This window comes from Iodobacter violaceini (genome assembly GCF_011601265.1).
Classification (GTDB): domain Bacteria; phylum Pseudomonadota; class Gammaproteobacteria; order Burkholderiales; family Chitinibacteraceae; genus Iodobacter; species Iodobacter violaceini.
In genome coordinates, this window is record NZ_JAAOLX010000001.1 from 454242 (window position 1) to 473620 (window position 19379).

A 19379-nucleotide genomic window follows, 5' to 3' on the forward strand; every position below is an offset into this window, starting at 1 on the left:
TTTAAATGAGCCAAAATAATAAAATATTTATCGACTTACCCGATGAGCCTTGGGAATCAAACGCGTTTAATGGGCAACTAGATATAGTCTTACGCAGGCCGAGAGATGTCATTATCAATATTAATCTGCCATCACCATTTGCGAAATTTACACTGGAGTCTGACCAGGATTTCTTTTACGACATAAAAAGCAAACAACGCCTAAAACGGATGGAATATGCCAATGGAGAAAAGGTTCACTTGTGGGTTGGCCGGGATTTCAAAGGAAGCTTGTTCTTAAAATCCGGAAAAACGATATATGCAAATTTTGAAATTGCTAAATTGTTTGAACAAGAAAAAAAACATTCACTTTATAATGATTATACTTACAAGCCAGCCCCACTAATACTTGAAGCATCAAAAGATAATCAAAAAGAAGCAAGTAGCATTTCTGCACAACAAGAAATGATGCATATCGTTGAAGTTAAATCTGAGGCACAAGCGCCTGACTATATTTTATCGGCAATTCGTTCTGGCGCAGAATCATTAAAGCTCGATTCTCAAAATGTAATAACAATAAATTGGATTGTTTCCCAGGTAGTTGGCACAGCAGGATATGGAGTCGATAATAAGCAATGGATTGCTGAGTTATGGAATAAATCTATTCGATTGCAACGAGTCACTCATAAGTCTGGTAATAAGACATATATCATTTTTAAAGGTAATGCTCGTCTGCGGACGCTGTTTACTGCCTCGCGTTATGCAGCTGACAATGCAAAGGTACTTTCTATTCTTGGCGGAGCGGGGTCATTTAAAGGAACAGCTAAAGCAGCATGGAGCGCTGCAAACCCTGTTCTTATATCAGGCTCGGGAGCAGGTATGAGGCCTACAGGAGTAGGCATCGCAATTATTTTTTCAATAGGTATTAGTGTTGCTGAGTGGTATGCCGACTATAGCAAACTAGATGCACATGGAAAACCTACGAAAGATTTTTTTGATTTAGCAGGCAATGTTGGGCTCAGTCTGGTTAAAACTGTAGTGGCTGGAGAAGTAGGCAGCCTTGCATTAAGTTTGCTTGCTTCAATTGGGATGGTGGCTGGGTTGACTCCCGTAGGCTTAGTTGTCGCTGGAGTTGCAGTGGGAATCGCTATATTTGCTGGTTTTTATTTAAACAAAGTAGATGCTGAACTTTCAGCGACAAGCAAAGTAACTGAGGCCCTAAGAAAGTCCTGGGAATATATTACAAGCGTTGAACCAAACTCTTACAAAGCAACATACCGTCCTTATGGGGTTAGTACATCATTGCACCCTGCAAGCAATTACCCAACATCACGGAAAAACTAAATTATCATGAGTAAAGAAATCGATTTCCCTATCTCAGAACTATATAAAAAAATAATACTCGGCTGTTTTGTTTTTATTTTTTTTGCATATCAATTCTGCGAGGGAATTTATCGCGAAACAAGCTATTATATTTACCTAGCAGGTTCAACGTCTTACATTATTTCTTCGTTCGTTTGCCTATGGGTTTTATTTCAAATATATAGAAACAACTTTGAAAGCACCTTGTTAAATTATTTTTTACTATCTCTACCTTTTATTTTTGTATTCTTTGCTATCTTTCCATTTAATTTACTGTTTTTATCTCTAATAGCTCCACCTATACCTTCAGTGCTGGCTATTCCCCTAGGTACAGGTGTTGTGCTATATATTTATCTGAGCATAAAAAGATCAATAAAAACAATAGAAAATTGCCCAGCAGTCATTAAACTAGCAACATCTGGCTTCCTTAGCGATGGAAAAAAAACAATTATCAAGAAAAAAGCCATAAACACGGTTGATGATACAATAAATAAATACCCATTCAAATTCATAGAATTATTCTCAACTGCTTTACCTATATTAATTTTAATAGGTCTAGCAATGGTTGGTGGCGTTTATAAACTATCACCCAACCCAGATTTAATGGTTAGATTTTTTTGTGCGGCCCTTGGATTTTTAATATCACCACCATTAATATTCATGATGGTTTACACCGTTTATTTAAATTATGTTATTCCAAAACGACTATTTGGCAATGAATGGAAAAATGTTTGGCGCGAGGTAGAATAAACAAACAGATTGGGGCTAAGTCTTTATATTTTTCACACAAAATAGAACCTACCCCAATCTTCCCCTCTGCCTAATGGTCACCACATCAATATAAGCAGCTAGAAAATCAACATACAAAACAAAATGCACCAATCTATTTTTTAACAAATCTGTGCGTTTAATCCAGCCTTGTACCCCATGCGTGAGGGGTGTAAATACAACACATAAAATCAATAACTTAGCATTATGGCGTATTACAGGGGATCACTACAAATCGCAACAGATGATCACCCTGCCCCGCAAAAACCCCGCATACACATTAAGTAAATACACATGTTTTCATATCAAATTTATGCTATTACCTTACGCCTAGCCCCAAGCAATCCATAAATAACCTGACTCAAAAGCAAGTAAAAGGTGAGCCCCCCGCTCAACCGGATATAATACATTAGCATATAGCATTTCAGACCACACCCTACAAGGTCTTTCAAGGGGGTACAGTTTTTTTATACACCGAAGGTGGTGGTTTTTATGCCATTTGCGGATGCCTAAATCTTATTAGGCTTTCTGAACAATGTTGCTGACTGTTTCCGTCCCAGTCAGGCCTTTTTATTTAGTGGCTGCTTTAAGGTGACCAGAGCATGAAAAAGATAACAGTCCTAATATTGGCGCTTATTGCGCAACCCTTATTCGCAGCTGAATCATTTGATTCGCAGGGTGCGCTCGCTGATTTCATGACTCGAACATTCATAAAAAAGGATGACGCAATAAATTGGGCTACGGCAATTAAAAATGTTGTCGGTGTTTATGTTACAAAAACTGGTGAGGGAATTAACTTGTTGGGGACGCATGTAAATAAAACCACATCGACAACCCAAGTTGATCTGAAGGATCGCGAGGTGTTTCACGAGCTTGTTAGCAATACCCAAAATATCGGAATCAATATTGTAAATTTATTCAAATTCAACAGAGATAAAAAGTTTCTTGATGAGTTGATTATCTCTGATGTGGTTTCTGTTACAGACAGTGCCGTCGATATAGATACTTGTGTAGCTAATCATCCCGCAGCATTTACAAGTACTACAAAATACTGGTGCATATCAGCTATTACCCTTTCAAAAATATCGACAAATACGTACACCAAAACAGGCCATTTGGCTGAAGGTAGCTATGGTGTGGCTACTGCAAGCGGCACATTTCAAAACGACAAAAGCAAAAGTGGCACAAGATTTATGGCTAGCGTTAGCCTCATTGGACCAATTGTCGATGGTAAGTTAATGCAAGAACAGCTAACCACAACCCCAAGCGATGGTGGTGTACTGAAATCTTTTGGCCTCAGGGAGCACACAGGCCTAGAGGGCATCAGTCTTACACTTCCCCCTGAGTAATTTCTTGGGAAGAAATCGGAGCATTTTGAAGTGTACTACAAGGTAGTTTCGTGGTTACAGCCTAACCTAACATTCGAGAGGGACAGGCCAGAAGCGGCCTGCCCCTCAATTTAACTTTTGAATCGCCTCGGGTTTCCTAGACACCTAAAGAGCCTCAAAATGAGGTTATTAGGAGGTCTTATGAGTAAATCCAATCGCTACACCGAAGAATTCAAAATCGAAGCCGTCAAGCAAGTGGCAGAACGCAACTATCCTGTCGCAGAAGTCGCTGAACTACATCGTGAATTAGCGATTAAAGCGTTGTTGATGGCCGTGTGGCGGCGTCAATCTAAGTAAGAAGTGCTCGTGCATTCAGATCAAGGTAGTCAATTCAGTAGTTATGATTGGCGGGATCTGCTGCGTGCGCATAATCTAAAGCCAAGCATGAGTCGGCGAGGCAATTGCCATGACAATGCGGTCGCGGAAAGTTTCTTCCAGTTATTGAAGCGGGAACGAATCAAACGACAAACCTACCGTAACCGAGAGGATTGCGCGTCGAGATGTGTTTAATTATATCGAGATGTTTTACAACCCCAGGCGACGCCATAGTTTCAATAATGGGTTATCACTAGTAGAGTATGAAAAGCAGTATTTCGAACGGCTCGGAAGTATCTAGAAAACCCGGGGCGATTGACTGTGCTTCGTCGCATGTTGGGTTCTCATCTGCGTAATTCGCATATGGCCTAGCGGGCTTCTATACATGTGGTTTGACGCGATAGCAAATACACTCTTATTAGCAATTGCAGCGTACTAAGACTAACCCTACGTTCAACCCAGACCGCAAAAAAAGCGCGCAGCCGGTTATTTTTACGTTAGGCACGCGTGCTCGTAACTTTATTTTTTAGTTTGCCCTCAATGGGCACTATAAAAATATGTACAACGTCTAACTACTCCCGACTGACTATACAAAATAACCTACGCCACAAAAACTTACAAAAAACCCACAAAAAAAACAAATAAACTTACAAAAAAAACACCGCTTTTGACTGCCTTAGTAGGCTCACCGTATACTCTGTAAATTATTGTACTCAACGTAAGTATACGTTTGCTATCATCCTTTATAAGCAAAAGAATACTAATAAAATACACTTCATATACTTTGTAATATTATCTTTTAAGATATAACTCATGAAAATTGAAAATAAAATAAAATACTCAAAAAAAGATTTGGGTATTGTAGATAATAAAGATGTAAAAATAGAAAAAATAGATTCTATTTTTATTAATAACTTCAGATCGTTTAGTGAAAGAAAAATTGTTCTCGGCGACGTAGTTACAGTCCTTGTTGGAAGAAATGGGACGATGAAAACAACCCTTATGGGCCTATTAGCACATCCTTTTGATAGTTTAATAAAGGATGCTTTTGGAAAAGAATTAAAAACTTCTTTTAAGGATGTGTTTAAACTTTCCAACGAGCATGACAACAAACCATATTCATATGATCTAAACATTAAAATATGTGGAAGTAACAAGCTATTATCTGAAGAAGTGCGAGTCTATTACGTGACTGGAAAAACGAACCGATTTAGAGTCGTAGTTTCAGGGGCGAATTCAGGAGATGGTAACTTTAAATATAACACTTCATTTTTAAATATGAAACGTTTATTACCAATGGTTGATGTTAATGCGGCACCAATCTCAATTGATCTAAGCGCGGAAGAAAAAAAACTCCAGCAAAATTTTTATGAAACCGTTTTCTCAAAAAATGGATTTGGTAGTTTTTCAGCAGTAAAGGATGGGGTTAATAAATCAACTTTTGCACCAGTAGGTGCATCTGCTAAATATGGCTATGAATCAATATCCTCAGGAGAAGATAACCTAGGGGCAATATTTAATAAAATGATAGGTTATGTAAGATCTTTTGACGCTAGCTCATCAGAAGGAAACGGCATATTTTGCATCGATGAGTTTGAAGCAAGTCTGCATCCAGTAGCACAAATAAAACTACTAAATTTCTTATATAGTTGGGCACAAAAATATAAAGTTCAAATAATAATTACAACACACTCTTTACACTTAATACAAGACATTTACACAAGTCATTTCTCAAACATGAGTGCAAATAGAATTACTATTAATTTTTTCAGCTGCTCTGAAGTTGGAAGTGACAACAACTATCCAATATTGATAAATCCAAACTACAATTTAGCATACAAAGAGCTGACTTTTAAAGAACCAATTGAAGTAATAAATAATAAAAAAATATCTATTTTTCTAGAAGATGACTGTGCATTAATGTTCTTCAAGAAAATAGTTAAAAGCACAAAAATACTTAGTGCATTTAATTTCAAGTATAAATTTGAAAGTGAAACAAAAAATCCAGGTACACCGTATAGCGCCCTCATTAGTTTATGTAAAAATTTCCCAGATTTATTAAAAGAATCAATTGTAATATTAGATCCCGATGTCAAAGAAAACATCACTAATGGAATCAAAGCAAAAAATACATTTTTATTGCTACCAGATGCTAAAAATGTTGCATTGGAGCGCAGAATGATAGCTTACATAGTAGGTTTAGAAAACGATGATAAATTCTTTAAAAAATTCAAAAAAGAAAAAGCCATTTTTATTTCTGAAATTAAAGATGCAGGAGTAGTACAAGCGGAAGTCCACCAAATATTAGACGAGCAAATAACAAAAATAGATCACTGCAAAAAATGGGCAAAAAACTCAGCTAGCTCATTTAAAATGTACGTTGGTTATTATTGTGATAATGAGCTAAAAAAAGATTTATTTATGACATCATTAATAAACAGAGTGAATGAAATAAACATTGCCCGGGGCATGCCAATCATTTCTATCAAATAAAAAAGGCGGTTATTATGAATGACATCCGACAATTAAGCATCAACAAGCTATTACTTGACCTTGAAAATCCACGCTTCCCAAGTGAGGTAAATAACCAGCGGGCAGCCATTAATTTAATGCTCAAACTTCAAGAAGAGAAAATAATAAGATTAGCAAAAGATATTTCAATTAATGGTATTGATCCATCAGAAAACCTTATCGTCTATGAAAGCCCTGACGAGCCTGGATTTTATATTGTTGCCGAAGGAAATAGAAGAACAACCGCTCTAAAGTTAATTGCACAGCCGGACCTATCTGAAAACAATCGAATTCGTAAGATTTTTGCTCAGATAAAAGAAAAAACTATAATAAGTCTTTCTAAAGTTAGCTCAGTTATAGTTAAAGATGAAAGCTATGTACACTGGGTTAATTTGAAACATACAGGTGATAATAAAGGTGTTGGACGTGAACGTTGGACAACACCCGAAGCCGATCGTTACAGGGCAAAGCATGGAAAAATCTCTTATCAAAGTCAACTTTATGCATTTATGATGAGTCAAGAAGATGAATACAAAGAAATCATTCAAAACAAGAAATTTGTCTATGCAACAAACCTTAGCCGACTTTTTGGAGATAAAAAAACAATGTCTCGCTTTGGCCTGACATCATTAGATGGTTCTTTGTATTGCTCAATACCTTACATAACATTCATTGAAAATTTTAAAAAAATTCTTAATGTAATGACTGATATAAACTTAGAAAGAAAGAAGCCTGATTTTAGTGTAAATAGAATTTATACAACAGAAGATCGTGAAGTTTTTCTTAATGAACTTGAAATTATAGAAAACCCTGAATTACTTCCAAATGCATGGCGTTTAAATGATCCTGACGCAAAAGAAAAAGCAACAAAATCAAATACAAATGAAAATAAAAAAGATGAAATAGAAAAAGATGAAATAGAAAAAGATGAAATAGAAAAAGATGAAATAGAAAAAGATGAAACAAAAAAGACAGAGAATGGCTCTCAAGAAAAAAAAGAAGATGAATCTGTTACAAATAGCGATGAAAACATCATTAACAAAAACAAACCAATTCCAAAAACAAACAGAAATATTTTAATACCATCAACTTTAAAATTGAACTTTGATGGAAATATAAAATGCTCCAAGATATTCAATGAATTGAAAACAAAAATGACTCATGATACGACAGCATTTTCTATATCAGTTATGTTGCGCGTTTTTCTTGACCTATCTCTAACTGAATTTATTGAAAGAAAAAAAATTATATTTAAAGACCACCCCAAATTCCCAGGACTGCACGATAAAGTAGTTATGTGTAGTGACTACTTGAGAACCGCTAAGTTATTAACACAAACACAATGCTCTTCAATCGGCGCATTCTCTAAAGCAAAGCTAAATGCAAATGGGACAATCCAGCAATATGTACATAACCAACACATGATTCCTTCAAGAGATATTGTGAATACCGAATGGGACAATTTTCAGCCTTTACTTGAAGCTATTTGGTCCCCAAAAACACAACGTTGACACAAGTTACAGTCCAGCGTTAAGACTGGCCAGCCTTAACGCTTACGTGTTACTCTTTGCCTTGATAAATAGATATTAATGATGGAATTTTAATGGCATTTTATACTCCGCTGCGCTACCCTGGGGGCAAGGGCAAGCTAGCTTACTACGTTAAGTCATTGATTGAAGAAAACAATCTTCATGATGGACATTATGTTGAGCCTTACGCGGGGGGGGCAGGAGTAGCTATTGAACTGCTAATGCAAGAGTATGTTCGGAAGATACATATCAATGACATTGACCCAGCTGTCCATGGTTTCTGGCACTCTGTCCTATATGAAACTGATGAACTTTGCCGCTTAATCAATGACACGCCTGTAAATATGGCAACTTGGCATGAGCAAAAAGCAATAATCTCAGATACTATAAATCATAGTTTACTAGAAATAGGCTTTGCCACGTTCTTCTTAAATAGAACAAATCGTTCAGGGATTTTAAAAGCAGGCGTTATTGGAGGAAAAGAGCAATCAGGAAAATGGAAGCTAGATGTTAGATACACAAAAAAAAATCTATTAGAAAGAATTACTAAAATTGCAGCTTATGAATCAAGAATTATTTTACACAACAAAGACACGGCAGATCTAATTAAGAATTTACCTGCTGACTTGCATAAAAATGCATTAGTATACCTAGATCCACCTTATTATATAAAGGGACAAGATTTATATAGAAATTTTTATTGTCACAACGATCATATTGAAATAATGTTAGCGTTAAGTCAATCAAAAATTTTGAACTGGATTGTATCCTACGACAATGCAGAACAGATTCGTGAAATCTATAGAGATTTCAGAAAAATTGAATATTCTCTACAATATAGCGCCCAAAATAAAACAGTTGGCGAAGAAGTAATGATTTTTTCAAGTAAAATCAAAATACCAGAAATTCATTTAGGGAAATTATAGTTAATTATTTATTATTCAGCTAACTGCAAAGTCACTTTCTTATGTTGCAGTTAGCTACTGCATGATTTTTTAATGGATCAGTGAGCTAGCATCAGAAAAATAATATAATCAAGCATTACCATCACTGATACATTCAACTATCCATTACCACATTGAAGATTAGGGTATAATTTTGTGAAAATAACGTTAAGTAAAATAAATCCAACATCGACCATATTGTCCGATTTTTTATTAGATAAAATAAAAAATTCAAAAATGCGATCAGACACTATCCACTATATTGCCAAATTAAATTTAGAGGAATTAGCTTTTATATCTCTAGAAATACCAGAAAACAAAACATACTTGCATTTATATGAAATTATAGTTGAAGAAAAACATAGAAATAAAGGGCATGGGACACAAATAGTTAAAGAAATTTTAAGATTAGCAAAAGATCATAATCGTAAAGAAATTTACCTAACACCACGGAGCCTTGATCCAACTGTTTCTACAAAAATTCTAATTTATTGGTACGAGTCATTTGGTTTCAAAAAAATGACTAATTCTTCTGAAATGTTTGAATTAAAATTATAACTTAATTGTTTATAATAATTAATATAGGTAATTAACTTTTATAAAGTAGTAATTTACTGATAAATTTCCATCGCTGCATGTAGTTTAACTCCATCCAACCGCTTTCCACTGCCCCCCCCTAAAAAGAATCATAGGTAGAAGTAAAATTATGCCCCCCTTGACACGACAGGCATTTCATACCTCGCAATAATAAGCAAGTAATACGCAAATTATGCAAGCTTTTATAGGGGCATTTTTTACCGTTTAGGGCCATATTTGGCGCGGCTTGAGCCTTCCTCATGCAGGTGCACAAAAAATAGTGGGTTAAGTGGGCAGGCGTGGCGGGGTCACGAGGGCGCGCGCTGGGGCGCTGACTGCAGATTCTTCTCAAAATGCAGGCGTAAAAAAGCCCGCACTTACGGGCTGGCTGCTTATCATCAATATAGCTTTCCGAACGACTAGCCGAGTAAGTGACTTGCCCCCGCTTGAGGTCATATTTTTTTGAGTCGCCATAAATGAGGCAGCAAGATCCATCCAGCCCGCGTCAAACTCCAGCAGCCCTTTACGGATCAGATCCTGTGCCTTCGTGACTAAGCCCCCTTTCATATCCACGCTGTAATTGATCGCTCTAACTGCCGGGTAGAAGCTGCCCTGCTGACGACCATAAAAATGGCCCGCTACTACGCGGCCTGATACTTACTAAAAAATTCCCTCAATACTATTTTTAATTCACCACGCTGCTGGTCTGACTTAAAATAAAAATCCTCATGCAAAATAAATAAAAATCGTCTATCTATAGTAAACAATATGATTATTATTTTAAAAGAAAAAATTAAAATACAAACCATATTATTTAATAGGAAAAATATAGCATTATGAAAAATACAACATTAAGCATTAACAAAATAGCAGCGAGAGCAATTCATACTTCACGCCGAGCATCCTACTTAATTGACCTCAGATCACGAGACATGAACAATAAAAAATTAAGAGAATTAACAGCGAAATCTTGTTTTATTGCTTATAAATGGTTAATGATTTATGAAGAAAGATCTAAAGAAGAAGAGGATAAAAACACCATCTCTTAAAAAGAATCAATAGATATTGTATTTAACTTGCAATTACTGAATAAGGCTTAAACCGGATCACCTCCACCCCCAGCCAGTCGTTCAGCTCCTTCATCCGCTCCTGCAGTGGTTCAATCTCGTTATAAGCAAACACCGTGGCGGCCTTCTCGACGTCTCCCAAGCCGCCAGTGTTGTTGGGGATGATGCCCATCAGTTGTGCCGGTACGCGGTGGGCGCTCAGCTGATCGTCGCGGGTCACGTTCTTGATATTCCAAAAGTCATCCTTCGCCGCCACTTCAGAGATGGGCAAGATCTGCATGCCGTCCTTCTTGCCGCCAGGGGCGTACACCATCAGATTTTTGAAATTGCCCGGGCCTTTGCTGCCTTGTAATGCAGTGCGCAAATCATCGATATAGCTTTCGTTCTGCGCGGCGTCTGTCATGTACAGGATAAAACCAGCGTGGCTGCCATTGGCAAAGTAACGGCGGCGAAACAGCGTGGCGGATTCATTCAGCCATGTTGAATTAAGCGCCGACAGGTATTCAGGCAGGCCGTAAATCTCCTGATTTATATCGGGCTCTAATAAATGGAAGATGGCCCCCTGCTGGAACTGGTGCTCATTGGCGTAATCAAGGATCTGAAAGTATTGCTCTTCTTTCATCCCCACCCGCATATATTTAGCCAGCGCATGTTTCAGGCCCAGCACCTTGCCGGTGCGACTGGTGATCTTCTCTAAGTAGGCATTGCCAAAGATCAGGTAATCCAGCGCAAACTTGGAGAACTCCGACCGGCTTAACAGCGGGTGCGGGATAAAGGTTTTTAACAGGATATTGCGCTTTACCTGTAAGGGGCTGGAATGGTGAACGGTGGCGCGGTAAGTCTTAGCCAGGCCATCAAATGACATCGGCGGCTCGTACCATCTCCCATTGTTCACGCACTCTAAGAAATCCAGCAGCTCGCGGCGATCGAGCACGGCGGAAGGCTCGCCAAAGGTGAAAGCCACAGATTGATCAGGCGCTTTTGCTTCTGGCGTGAGTTTGTTTTTTGCCTGATAAAAAGATTGTTTTTTCATTTAATAGATCGCCATAAAGCCGGAATTAGTGGAAGTCGAGCCTTCGAGCGGCTCATTAAGTAAGGCATGCATACATGCCCAAGCGAGATCGGCGTGGCTAAGCTCTTCTGAACGGCTGGCCGAGTAAGTGACTTGCCGCCCACTGGCGGTCATGGTTTTTTGAATCGCCATAAATGCGGCGGCAAGATCCGTCCAGCCCGCGTCAAACTCCAGGCGCCCTTTGCGGATCACGTCTTGCGCCTTCATGACTAAGCGCCCTTTCATCTCCACGCTGTAATTGATGGCCCTCGCCGCTGGGTAAAACTGTTTAACCAGTTGATAAACGCCCTGCCCAATCCCCGTCGTATCAATGCCGATATACGCCACGTTGTATTGGCTGCAGATCTGCTTAATGCCTTCGGCCTGCGCGGCAAAATCCATGCCTTTCCACTGCCGTTTCTCCAGCACGCGAAACTTGCCATCAGGCACCAGCGGCGGGGCCAGTACGATCAGGCCCGCGCTGTCCCCGGATAAAGCCGGATCGTAGCCAAGCCACACAGGCCGGTGGCCAAAGGGGCGCGGGGCAATGGCTTTGAAGTCTTCCCATTTTTCCCAGCTATCGACCATGCACTTTTGCAATTCAGCCAGCGGAAAGATGCTGGCGCTATCATCGATAAACTCGCACATCAGCAAGTTTTGATAATCGTTGGGGTTGTATCGTTTTTTGATCTTGTCCAGATCAAACAGATTACAACCGCCTTCAATCGCGTTTTCGATGGTCACCACCTGCCGCCACTGATCGTCCTCACAGAGGCGACCTTTGGCGAGGCTGGCGGGTTTAACGTCCAGCAGGATGCGGTCGGCTTTGACGCGGCCTTTATTGAAAGCATCGCCAGACCAGAACGGATAGGCATCGTGGTTCAGGCTGGAAGGTGTCGAGAAATAGGTTTGCCGCCAGTGCGAATGCAGGGCCATGCCCGAGGCGACTTTCTGGAGTTCCTGAAAGCGCGGAATCCAGAAATACTCATCCACATACAGATTGCCGGTATAGCTCTGCGCGGTGCGGGCGTTGGTGCCGAGGAAGTGCAGCGTTGCGCCATTGGGTAAGACGATGGGATCGCCTTTTAACTCTAAATCGGCGGCGTCTTTGGCAAAGGCGATGATGTATTGCTTGAACACATGGGCCTGCGCCTTGCTGGCACTTAAAAAAATCTGATTGCGGCCCGTGGTCATTGCATCAAATAAAGCCTCCCGGGCGAAGTACCAGGTTGCACCAATCTGGCGGGACTTTAAGACATTGCGGAAGCTGTGTTTCTTGCCTGCCTCAAACCAGCCGTGCTGATAGGCAAACAAAGAATCCATAAAGGCGTCTTTAATGAGGTCGACGTGCTCATCGTTGAAATCGTTCTTCGTGGCCTTCTTGCGCTCTGCCTTGTTGCGGCTGGCAATGTTCGGGTTTAAATCAGCCTCATTACCACCGCCGTTGTATTTATTGATCCGGGCGACTCTTTCCATTTGCCGCGAGAGCAAATCAATCTCTTTAAAGTCGATGCCTTCTTTTTTGTCCTTATTCAAAAGAAAGATATAGCGCGATTCCAGAGACTCTTCGACGCGCTCAATCAGCTTCTTTTTGTCCCACTCATCGCGCCGTTTCCAGCTATGCACCGTGGCGGGCTTTTCGCCTAATGATTCCGCAATCCGTGAAATACGCCAGCCTGACCAATACAGGTGGCGAGCCTCAATACGCGGGTCTTTGCTCTTTATATTTTCCATAGCCAAAGGCTAAGGCAATCAAAGACGGCTGTATTTTGTTGGCTTTTGTGGCTTGGCGGTTCACACCGAAAGCAAATTGATGACCCTTTCTTTTGTGGCGATAGTGGGTGCCTTCAGGAATTAACCCCGCTATTCAATCAAATCGCAGAAGGGTCTATGGACAAAAAATTTAAATCATTTCGGGTCGCTACCGAAGGCGCAACCACGGATGGCCGCACCATTACCCGCGCATGGCTCAGCCAGATGGCAAAGAACTACAACCCGGCTACTTTCGGGGCGCGGGTGAATATGGAGCATATCCGGGGCATTTACCCGGACAGCGCTTTTAAATCCTATGGCGATGTGGTGGCGCTGGAAGCCAAAGAGATCGACGGCAAGATGGCCCTGTTTGCCACCATTGATCCCACACCCGAACTGGTGGCGATGAATCAGAACCGCCAGAAGGTTTACACCTCCATCGAGTGTGACCCCGACTTTGCAGGCACCGGGGAAGCCTACTTAACCGGCTTAGCCGTCACCGACAACCCCGCCAGCCTGGGTACATCAATGCTGCAATTCTCTGCCTCAGTCGGCGGTGCCAGCCCGCTGATGGCCCGCAAAACAAACAAAAACTGTTTATTCACCAATGCCATCGAGTTTGCACTCGAAGAAGAAGGAACGCATGCCGTGTCGATGCTGGAATCTGTAAAGAATATTTTTTCTAAAAAAGCTGAAAAAGAAAACCTGCAATTTGCGGATATCCAGCAAGCACTGGAAGCCATCGCCGAGCAAACCGCAGAAAACAATGATGGCTTTCGCACAATGACAAGCCGCATCGATGAATTGAAAAACGAAATGGCCGAACTGCGCGAATTCAAATCAAAGATTGAAAACGAGCCGAGTCATTTATCTGGCGGGCGGGACCGAGCTACCGGCGGCGCGGTTGAATTGCTCACAGATTGCTAATTAAAAAAACATATAAAAGGAAATCTAATTTATGCGTAATGACACGCGACTCGTTTATGAAAAGTTTGAAAAACAAATTGCCAACCTGAATCATGTAGGCGATATCAGCAAGACATTCTCCGTCGATCCATCGGTACAGCAAAAGCTTGAAAACCGCGTCCAACTCTCCAGCCTGTTTCTCAGCAAAATTAATATGCCAGGCGTCACCGAGCAGGAAGGCGAGAAGCTGGGACTGGGACTCACCGGCACGATTGCAGGCCGCACCAATACCAAAAAGGGACCGCGTAAACCACGCGATGTATCCGGTTTAAGTTCTGGCCGTTACCGCTGTGAACAAACCAATTTTGATACCGGTATTAACTTCCACAAGCTGGATATGTGGGCCAAGTTCCCCGACTTCCAGGCCAAGCTTCGCAACCTGATTGTGAATCAGCAAGCGCTGGATCGAATCATGATCGGCCTGAATGGCGTATCTGTCGCCGAAGAAACCGACCGCGAAAAATTCCCGCTTTTACAGGACGTGAACATCGGCTGGCTGCAACAGTACCGCGACCATGCGCCCACCAATGTAATGGCCGAAGGCCAGCCTGCATCGGGCAAGATTACAGTTGGCTCGATCAGCGTTAAAACCAAAGAAGGCAAGCAATGGAAAACAGAAGACGGCGACTACCTGAATTTAGACGCCCTTGTTTTTGATGCCATCAATACGCTAATCCATCCGCAGTTCCGCGAGAACCCGCAGCTGGTGGTGATCACCTCCAGCGAATTACTGGTCGATAAATACTTCCCTAAGATCAACAAAGACCACGCCCCGACCGAAGAAATGGCAATGGATATGCTGATCAGTCAAAAACGAGTGGGTGGTCTCCCTGCTGTAACCGTGCCTTTCTTCCCCAAAGGCGCAATGATGATTACGACACTTTCCAATTTGTCGCTGTACTGGCAAATCGGGGGCCGTCGCCGTCATGTGCGGGAAGAGCCGGATTACAACCAGGTCGCCAATTACGAAAGCTCGAATGATGCTTACGTAGTGGAAGTGTTCGAAGCCGGTTGCCTGATTGAAAACATCGAGCTGTTGCCAACTGAGCGCACCGAAGCCGCGCCCATCGATCCACCCAAAGGCGGTGCGTAATCAGCCCCGCAAAAGCCCACTTGTTACGCATGACTGCCGCGCAAGTATCCGCTCACAACCCGCTGGCCAACGCCACCGGCTATGAGTTGATGCTTTCCAAACTCGCGGGCGACAAGCGACGGCTTAAGCAGATCCAGTCACTCAGCCGCAAGATCGATGCCAAGCGCGAGATGCTGCCCGATTACGCACCATGGATCAGCGGGGCTTTGTCCGCCCAGGGCGGCGGGCAGGATGAAGTGCTGATGACCGTCATGGTGTGGATGATCGACACCGGAAACTTCACCGCCGCCCTGCCGATTGTGCGCTATGCGATCAAGCATAAATTGTTTCTGCCGGATCAGTACCAGCGCACCCTGGCGTGTTTGGTTGTCGAGGAAATGGCCGATACCGCCATGAATGGCCGGGCATTGGGCGAAGTCATCGACGTAGCCGGGCTTCAAGAGATTGCCGAAATCACCCAGGCCGAAGATATGCCCGACCAGGTGAAGGCCAAGCTGTTTAAGGCCATTGCTTACGGCTTATCTGAGCACAATAAACCCGCTGCCGCCGACTATTTCCGGAAAGCCTTAGCGCTGCACCCCAAGTGCGGCGTGATTAAGGACCTGGAACGGCTGGAGCGGGAAATGAAGAACAAGGCCGCTGAAAAGTAGCCTACCGGGCGAACCCCGCAGCGAGAGGCAGGGGGAGGCGAAGCCTTTTAAGGTTCTTTCAAATCCCCCTCCACCTCTTCTTTAAAAGGGCAAAACATGGGATTTATTGCAGCACAAAAAAACGATGAAATCTTAGAGCCCATCATTAAGAACAGCGGCTTCTGGCCGGATATCGATATTGCCGATGCACGAATCGCCATGCGTATCGATGGCACCGTCACCTCGCCGCGCTTAAAGATGGCACTGATTGCCGCGATGGCCAGCGCCAATCAAGACCTGCGCAAGTACAAGGCTAAACAGATCGGGCTGGGGTTTAGCGACCTGATCGAGGTGGACAGCGACACCATCGACGGCCAGAACATCTTAGTCGGGCATTACATCCGCGCCGTGTACTGCTTAGCCAAAGCCAACCTGACCGAGCGCTACCGCGATTTTGACAGTACCGGCGACGGCCACAACAAGGCCGACCAGCTCAGCGATCCCATCGAAGACTTAAACCGCGACGCACGCTGGGCCATCCGGGATCTGATCGGCAGCGCCCGCGCCACGGTCGAGTTGCTCTGATGCAAGTCATTGCCAGCCAGGGCGAGACGCTGGACGAGATCTGCTTTCGGGTTTACGGCAAAACTGCCGGCATTACCGAGGCGGTGCTCGCCGCCAATCATAGGCTGGCCGATATGGGGCCAGTGCTCAAGATGGGTACCGTGATCGAGCTGCCCAACATCAGTCCACCCGCCATCCAAACAACCATGATTCAACTATGGGACTAAACCAATGACCGAACCGCTCACCGGCACCGCCGCCTCTTTCACCGTGTTTTTACTCACCATTGCGGGGCTATTTTCAGGGATTCACGCCGACGTACTCATGGGCAGCTTTGCGGGGGCGGTGGTGTTTATCATGACCGCGCAAAAGCTCAGCGTTTTACAGAAGATCGTTTTCTTTCTGACCGCCTTTGTGGCCGGTTGCGTGGCCGCAAAACTGGTGGCGGATCTGATCGCCATCCCCCTGCCCGCTTCGATTGTCGTCAGCGAGGGGATCGGCGCACTGATTGCGGGGGCGATCAGCATGAAGCTATTGCAATGGCTGATCTTGCGAGCTGAACACCCCGAGGACTTGCTCAATATCGGGGGCAAAAAATGAACCTCTATTTACTCATCAGCGTGCTGGCCTGCGCCTTAGCGGTGCTCTGTATTGCCTTTTTCAATCGAAGCAGCAAAGCCCATAGCAAAAGCATTTCTATTTTTGCCTACGTCTTAACAGTCTGTTACGGCCTCACAGCGATCCGCCTTCTGCTGGGGATCACGCCCGCCAGTGCGCCGCTGACCTTTTTACTGCTATGTAGCGGCCTTTATTTCTGCTTTAAGCGCGGCAATGTCAGCGATTTATGGGCCGCTTTGGCATGGCCCATCCGGAAATTATTAAAACTCAAACAGGAGCCCCACATTGAACACCTCACCCCAGCTCTCCCCACACTTCAGCCTGCGCGAATTCACCGCCAGCCAAACCGCAGCACGGTACAACATCGACAACAGCCTGCCCGTAAACATGCACGAAAACGCGACCCACACCTGCGAACAACTCGAAAAAGTCCGGGCAATACTCGGAAACAATCCCCTCATTATTACTAGCGGCTGGCGTAACCCTGCATTAAATAAAGCGGTAGGAGGCAGCGCCAGCAGCGATCACGCCACCGCCCGCGCCGTAGATATCCGCTGCCCGAAGTTTGGCACGGCCAGAACGATTGCAAGGGTATTGGCCGCCTCTGATATCGAGTTCGATCAATTGATTTTAGAGTCTCCCACGCTACCGGGCGCATGGGTGCATATTGGCTTTCGTAAAGGGACCAACCGGCGGCAAGTGCTGACCAAGTTTGCCGGGGATAAAACCTATTACGCGGGGGTTAAATGAGCCGCCTCACCGCCCTTGCCCTTATCGCTTTGTGCTTTCTGGCCGCGCTGCTGATTGCCATCAATTTGCACCAAAACCAGAAGCACAAAGCCGAGCTGCTGCAACTGGAATTAAACGCCAGCGAGCAAGACAAGGCCCAGCAAGCGGCCTTGCTTGAACAGCTTTACAAAGCCAGCAGCGACAACGACGCCGCCCAGGCTGATTTACGCAGCAGCATTGAAAGCGTCAACACCGCACTGCTTAAGAACAAACGCGCTATGGAGCAACTTAAAAATGAAAGCAAAGAAGTCAGGGACTGGGCTGATACTCGCTTGCCTGCTGATGTTATCCGCCTGCGCCAGCGCCCCGAAATCGCCAGCGGTGCAGCTTATCGGGATTGGCTGTCCCACCGTGACAGCCTGCCGCCTGCCAGCGAGCCAAGCCAGGACCAACGGCGAACTGAATCTGTCGATTGATGATCTGGAAGCCGCATGGCACAGCTGCGCGGCGCAAGTCGATATGGTGCTGCAATGCCAGCAGACCGCTAAGGCCGCCCCATGATTAAGCCCGCCGACCTGCGCGAATACCTGTCTAAAACGGTGCGCCACCTTGCCCACAATCCTGACAAGCTGGCCATCTTTATTGATGAAGGCCATCTGATTGCCACAGCGGGCAAATCGCTTTCTTTTGAATATCAGTACACGCTGAACGCCATCATTCAGGATTACGCCGACCACCCCGACACCATTATGGTGCCGGTGCTGGCTTGGGTAAGCAGCAATCAGCCCGAGCTTTTTAGTAATGCAGACAAGCGCCAGAACGGCATTAGCTTTGAAGCGGATATACTGAACCACAACACCATCGACCTATCGATAAAGATCAATCTGACCGAGCGCGTGGTGGTGCGAGAGGTGGATGGCAAGCCCGTCATTACCCATTACGGCGAGCCGCCGCTGGATGAATACGCGGGCAAAGACTGGGCTTTATTCTTGCGCGATCAGCCGTGGCCAGTTGAATGAGCGACAACTTTAAAGCGCTGGAAGGCTGGGCCTCTGGCCTGCTTGGTAATCTGGACGCCAAAGCATTACGCGGCATGAATAAGCGCCTCGCTACCGAACTGCGTAAACGCCAGCAAGCCCATATTGCAGCCAACCAAAACCCCGACGGCACGCCTTACGCCCCGCGCTTGCCGCAGATGCGAAAAAAAGGCGGACGCATTAAGCGCAAGCTGTTTACCAAGCTGCGCACCGCCCGCCACCTAAAAACCCAAAGCAACGCCAACGGGGCCACCGTGCATTTCAGCCCCAGCGCCAACCGCCTGGCGCGTGTTCATCAGTTTGGTTTAGTGGATACCGTCAATGCCAAGCGCGGGATCAGGCACAAATACGCAGCGCGTGAATTGCTGGGTTTTAGCCAAAGCGATGATGAACTCATTGCAGAGGCTATCCTCAGTCAAATTAGCAAGTAATTTGTCAATTTGAGTGAGGTTAGTTAGCTATGAAATTTATTTCAATGATAAAGATACCCTGCCGTTTATCA

Annotated in this window: 21 protein-coding genes and 4 pseudogenes; 22 read left to right on the forward strand and 3 right to left on the reverse strand. The window is 44.0% G+C overall.

What is annotated here, in order from left to right:
• Positions 1-5 precede the first annotated feature (5 nt).
• The 9 genes and pseudogenes from HA050_RS01905 (at position 6) to HA050_RS01940 (ending at position 9353) form a co-directional block, all read left to right on the forward strand.
• On the forward strand, positions 6-1322 hold the full coding sequence (locus HA050_RS01905; protein ID WP_166821349.1) for a hypothetical protein: 1317 nt from the start codon (positions 6-8) through the stop codon (positions 1320-1322).
• A gap of 6 nt (positions 1323-1328) precedes the next feature.
• On the forward strand, positions 1329-2090 hold the full coding sequence (locus HA050_RS01910) for a hypothetical protein (RefSeq protein WP_166821352.1): 762 nt from the start codon (positions 1329-1331) through the stop codon (positions 2088-2090).
• 620 nt (positions 2091-2710) lie between these two features.
• The gene (locus HA050_RS01915; protein ID WP_166821355.1) at positions 2711-3457 is read left to right on the forward strand and encodes a hypothetical protein; all 747 of its coding nucleotides are present in this window, start codon (positions 2711-2713) and stop codon (positions 3455-3457) included.
• A 180-nt stretch (positions 3458-3637) separates the two neighbouring features.
• A pseudogene (locus HA050_RS22025) lies at positions 3638-3724 on the forward strand (transposase); the annotation flags it as partial.
• A gap of 15 nt (positions 3725-3739) precedes the next feature.
• A pseudogene (locus HA050_RS01920) lies at positions 3740-4112 on the forward strand (IS3 family transposase); the annotation flags it as partial.
• Positions 4113-4624: 512 nt separating this feature from the next.
• Complete coding sequence (locus HA050_RS01925) at positions 4625-6304, forward strand: AAA family ATPase (RefSeq protein ID WP_166821358.1); 1680 nt, start codon at positions 4625-4627, stop codon at positions 6302-6304.
• 14 nt (positions 6305-6318) lie between these two features.
• The gene (locus HA050_RS01930; protein ID WP_166821361.1) at positions 6319-7833 is read left to right on the forward strand and encodes a ParB N-terminal domain-containing protein; all 1515 of its coding nucleotides are present in this window, start codon (positions 6319-6321) and stop codon (positions 7831-7833) included.
• A gap of 92 nt (positions 7834-7925) precedes the next feature.
• Positions 7926-8777 (forward strand): DNA adenine methylase, encoded by an 852-nt coding sequence (locus HA050_RS01935; protein WP_166821364.1) that lies wholly within the window; start codon positions 7926-7928, stop codon positions 8775-8777.
• Between the two features lie 174 nt (positions 8778-8951).
• On the forward strand, positions 8952-9353 hold the full coding sequence (locus HA050_RS01940) for a GNAT family N-acetyltransferase (protein WP_166821367.1): 402 nt from the start codon (positions 8952-8954) through the stop codon (positions 9351-9353).
• A gap of 366 nt (positions 9354-9719) precedes the next feature.
• On the opposite strand, the gene HA050_RS22505 is transcribed toward HA050_RS01940, so the two are convergent.
• The gene (locus tag HA050_RS22505; RefSeq protein WP_369698412.1) at positions 9720-9956 is read right to left on the reverse strand and encodes a phage terminase large subunit family protein; all 237 of its coding nucleotides are present in this window, start codon (positions 9954-9956) and stop codon (positions 9720-9722) included.
• A gap of 251 nt (positions 9957-10207) precedes the next feature.
• Between HA050_RS22505 and HA050_RS01950 the strand changes: the two genes are divergently transcribed.
• Complete coding sequence (locus HA050_RS01950) at positions 10208-10420, forward strand: hypothetical protein (RefSeq protein WP_166821370.1); 213 nt, start codon at positions 10208-10210, stop codon at positions 10418-10420.
• A 22-nt stretch (positions 10421-10442) separates the two neighbouring features.
• Here HA050_RS01950 and HA050_RS01955 read toward each other — a convergent pair whose 3' ends face one another.
• On the reverse strand, positions 10443-11471 hold the full coding sequence (locus HA050_RS01955) for a phage portal protein (protein WP_166821373.1): 1029 nt from the start codon (positions 11469-11471) through the stop codon (positions 10443-10445).
• The gene (locus HA050_RS01960; RefSeq protein WP_166821376.1) at positions 11472-13223 is read right to left on the reverse strand and encodes a terminase ATPase subunit family protein; all 1752 of its coding nucleotides are present in this window, start codon (positions 13221-13223) and stop codon (positions 11472-11474) included.
• A 156-nt stretch (positions 13224-13379) separates the two neighbouring features.
• Between HA050_RS01960 and HA050_RS01965 the strand changes: the two genes are divergently transcribed.
• The 12 genes and pseudogenes from HA050_RS01965 to HA050_RS02010 all read left to right on the forward strand — a co-directional run bounded on the left by HA050_RS01965 (position 13380) and on the right by HA050_RS02010 (position 19308).
• Positions 13380-14168: a GPO family capsid scaffolding protein gene (locus tag HA050_RS01965; protein WP_205836252.1), complete on the forward strand. Its 789-nt coding sequence runs from the start codon at positions 13380-13382 to the stop codon at positions 14166-14168.
• A gap of 31 nt (positions 14169-14199) precedes the next feature.
• Positions 14200-15300: a phage major capsid protein, P2 family gene (locus HA050_RS01970; protein WP_166821379.1), complete on the forward strand. Its 1101-nt coding sequence runs from the start codon at positions 14200-14202 to the stop codon at positions 15298-15300.
• A 29-nt stretch (positions 15301-15329) separates the two neighbouring features.
• Positions 15330-15950, forward strand: coding sequence for a phage terminase small subunit (gene gpM / locus HA050_RS01975; RefSeq protein ID WP_166821382.1), 621 nt, complete (start codon positions 15330-15332; stop codon positions 15948-15950).
• Between the two features lie 96 nt (positions 15951-16046).
• Positions 16047-16514 (forward strand): head completion/stabilization protein, encoded by a 468-nt coding sequence (locus HA050_RS01980; protein WP_166821385.1) that lies wholly within the window; start codon positions 16047-16049, stop codon positions 16512-16514.
• The gene (locus tag HA050_RS01985) at positions 16514-16720 is read left to right on the forward strand and encodes a tail protein X (protein ID WP_166821388.1); all 207 of its coding nucleotides are present in this window, start codon (positions 16514-16516) and stop codon (positions 16718-16720) included. Before HA050_RS01980 ends, HA050_RS01985 begins: the two co-directional genes overlap by 1 nt.
• 4 nt (positions 16721-16724) lie before the next feature.
• On the forward strand, positions 16725-17093 hold the full coding sequence (locus tag HA050_RS01990; protein ID WP_046350634.1) for a putative holin: 369 nt from the start codon (positions 16725-16727) through the stop codon (positions 17091-17093).
• Positions 17090-17326: pseudogene (locus HA050_RS22510) on the forward strand (phage holin family protein); the annotation flags it as partial. The gene HA050_RS01990 and the pseudogene HA050_RS22510, both read left to right, overlap by 4 nt.
• Positions 17327-17396: 70 nt before the next feature.
• Positions 17397-17861 carry a D-Ala-D-Ala carboxypeptidase family metallohydrolase gene (locus HA050_RS22030; RefSeq protein ID WP_240928946.1) on the forward strand — a complete coding sequence of 155 codons (465 nt, stop codon included), beginning with the start codon at positions 17397-17399 and terminating at the stop codon, positions 17859-17861.
• Positions 17858-18259, forward strand: a pseudogene (gene lysB, locus HA050_RS02000) (Rz-like lysis system protein LysB); the annotation flags it as partial. The gene HA050_RS22030 and the pseudogene lysB, both read left to right, overlap by 4 nt.
• On the forward strand, positions 18183-18401 hold the full coding sequence (gene lysC / locus HA050_RS22515; RefSeq protein WP_369698410.1) for an Rz1-like lysis system protein LysC: 219 nt from the start codon (positions 18183-18185) through the stop codon (positions 18399-18401). The pseudogene lysB and the gene lysC, both read left to right, overlap by 77 nt.
• Positions 18398-18859: a phage tail protein gene (locus HA050_RS02005; protein ID WP_166821393.1), complete on the forward strand. Its 462-nt coding sequence runs from the start codon at positions 18398-18400 to the stop codon at positions 18857-18859. Before lysC ends, HA050_RS02005 begins: the two co-directional genes overlap by 4 nt.
• Entirely contained in the window at positions 18856-19308 is a 453-nt protein-coding gene (locus tag HA050_RS02010; RefSeq protein ID WP_166821396.1) for a phage virion morphogenesis protein, read from the forward strand. The genes HA050_RS02005 and HA050_RS02010 overlap by 4 nt, the downstream gene beginning before the upstream one ends.
• The last annotated feature ends 71 nt before the right edge of the window (positions 19309-19379 follow it).

Bases quoted from the DNA above. Each gene is read 5' to 3' on its own strand.
- HA050_RS01905 (WP_166821349.1), top strand. From the start codon at position 6: ATGAGCCAAAATAATAAAATATTTATCGACTTACCCGATGAGCCTTGG.
- HA050_RS01910 (WP_166821352.1), top strand. From the start codon at position 1,329: ATGAGTAAAGAAATCGATTTCCCTATCTCAGAACTATATAAAAAAATA.
- HA050_RS01915 (WP_166821355.1), top strand. From the start codon at position 2,711: ATGAAAAAGATAACAGTCCTAATATTGGCGCTTATTGCGCAACCCTTA.
- HA050_RS01925 (WP_166821358.1), top strand. From the start codon at position 4,625: ATGAAAATTGAAAATAAAATAAAATACTCAAAAAAAGATTTGGGTATT.
- HA050_RS01930 (WP_166821361.1), top strand. From the start codon at position 6,319: ATGAATGACATCCGACAATTAAGCATCAACAAGCTATTACTTGACCTT.
- HA050_RS01935 (WP_166821364.1), top strand. From the start codon at position 7,926: ATGGCATTTTATACTCCGCTGCGCTACCCTGGGGGCAAGGGCAAGCTA.
- HA050_RS01950 (WP_166821370.1), top strand. From the start codon at position 10,208: ATGAAAAATACAACATTAAGCATTAACAAAATAGCAGCGAGAGCAATT.
- HA050_RS01955 (WP_166821373.1), bottom strand. From the start codon at position 11,471: ATGAAAAAACAATCTTTTTATCAGGCAAAAAACAAACTCACGCCAGAA.
- HA050_RS01960 (WP_166821376.1), bottom strand. From the start codon at position 13,223: ATGGAAAATATAAAGAGCAAAGACCCGCGTATTGAGGCTCGCCACCTG.
- HA050_RS01965 (WP_205836252.1), top strand. From the start codon at position 13,380: ATGGACAAAAAATTTAAATCATTTCGGGTCGCTACCGAAGGCGCAACC.
- HA050_RS01970 (WP_166821379.1), top strand. From the start codon at position 14,200: ATGCGTAATGACACGCGACTCGTTTATGAAAAGTTTGAAAAACAAATT.
- gpM (WP_166821382.1), top strand. From the start codon at position 15,330: ATGACTGCCGCGCAAGTATCCGCTCACAACCCGCTGGCCAACGCCACC.
- HA050_RS01980 (WP_166821385.1), top strand. From the start codon at position 16,047: ATGGGATTTATTGCAGCACAAAAAAACGATGAAATCTTAGAGCCCATC.
- HA050_RS01985 (WP_166821388.1), top strand. From the start codon at position 16,514: ATGCAAGTCATTGCCAGCCAGGGCGAGACGCTGGACGAGATCTGCTTT.
- HA050_RS01990 (WP_046350634.1), top strand. From the start codon at position 16,725: ATGACCGAACCGCTCACCGGCACCGCCGCCTCTTTCACCGTGTTTTTA.
- lysC (WP_369698410.1), top strand. From the start codon at position 18,183: ATGTTATCCGCCTGCGCCAGCGCCCCGAAATCGCCAGCGGTGCAGCTT.
- HA050_RS02005 (WP_166821393.1), top strand. From the start codon at position 18,398: ATGATTAAGCCCGCCGACCTGCGCGAATACCTGTCTAAAACGGTGCGC.
- HA050_RS02010 (WP_166821396.1), top strand. From the start codon at position 18,856: ATGAGCGACAACTTTAAAGCGCTGGAAGGCTGGGCCTCTGGCCTGCTT.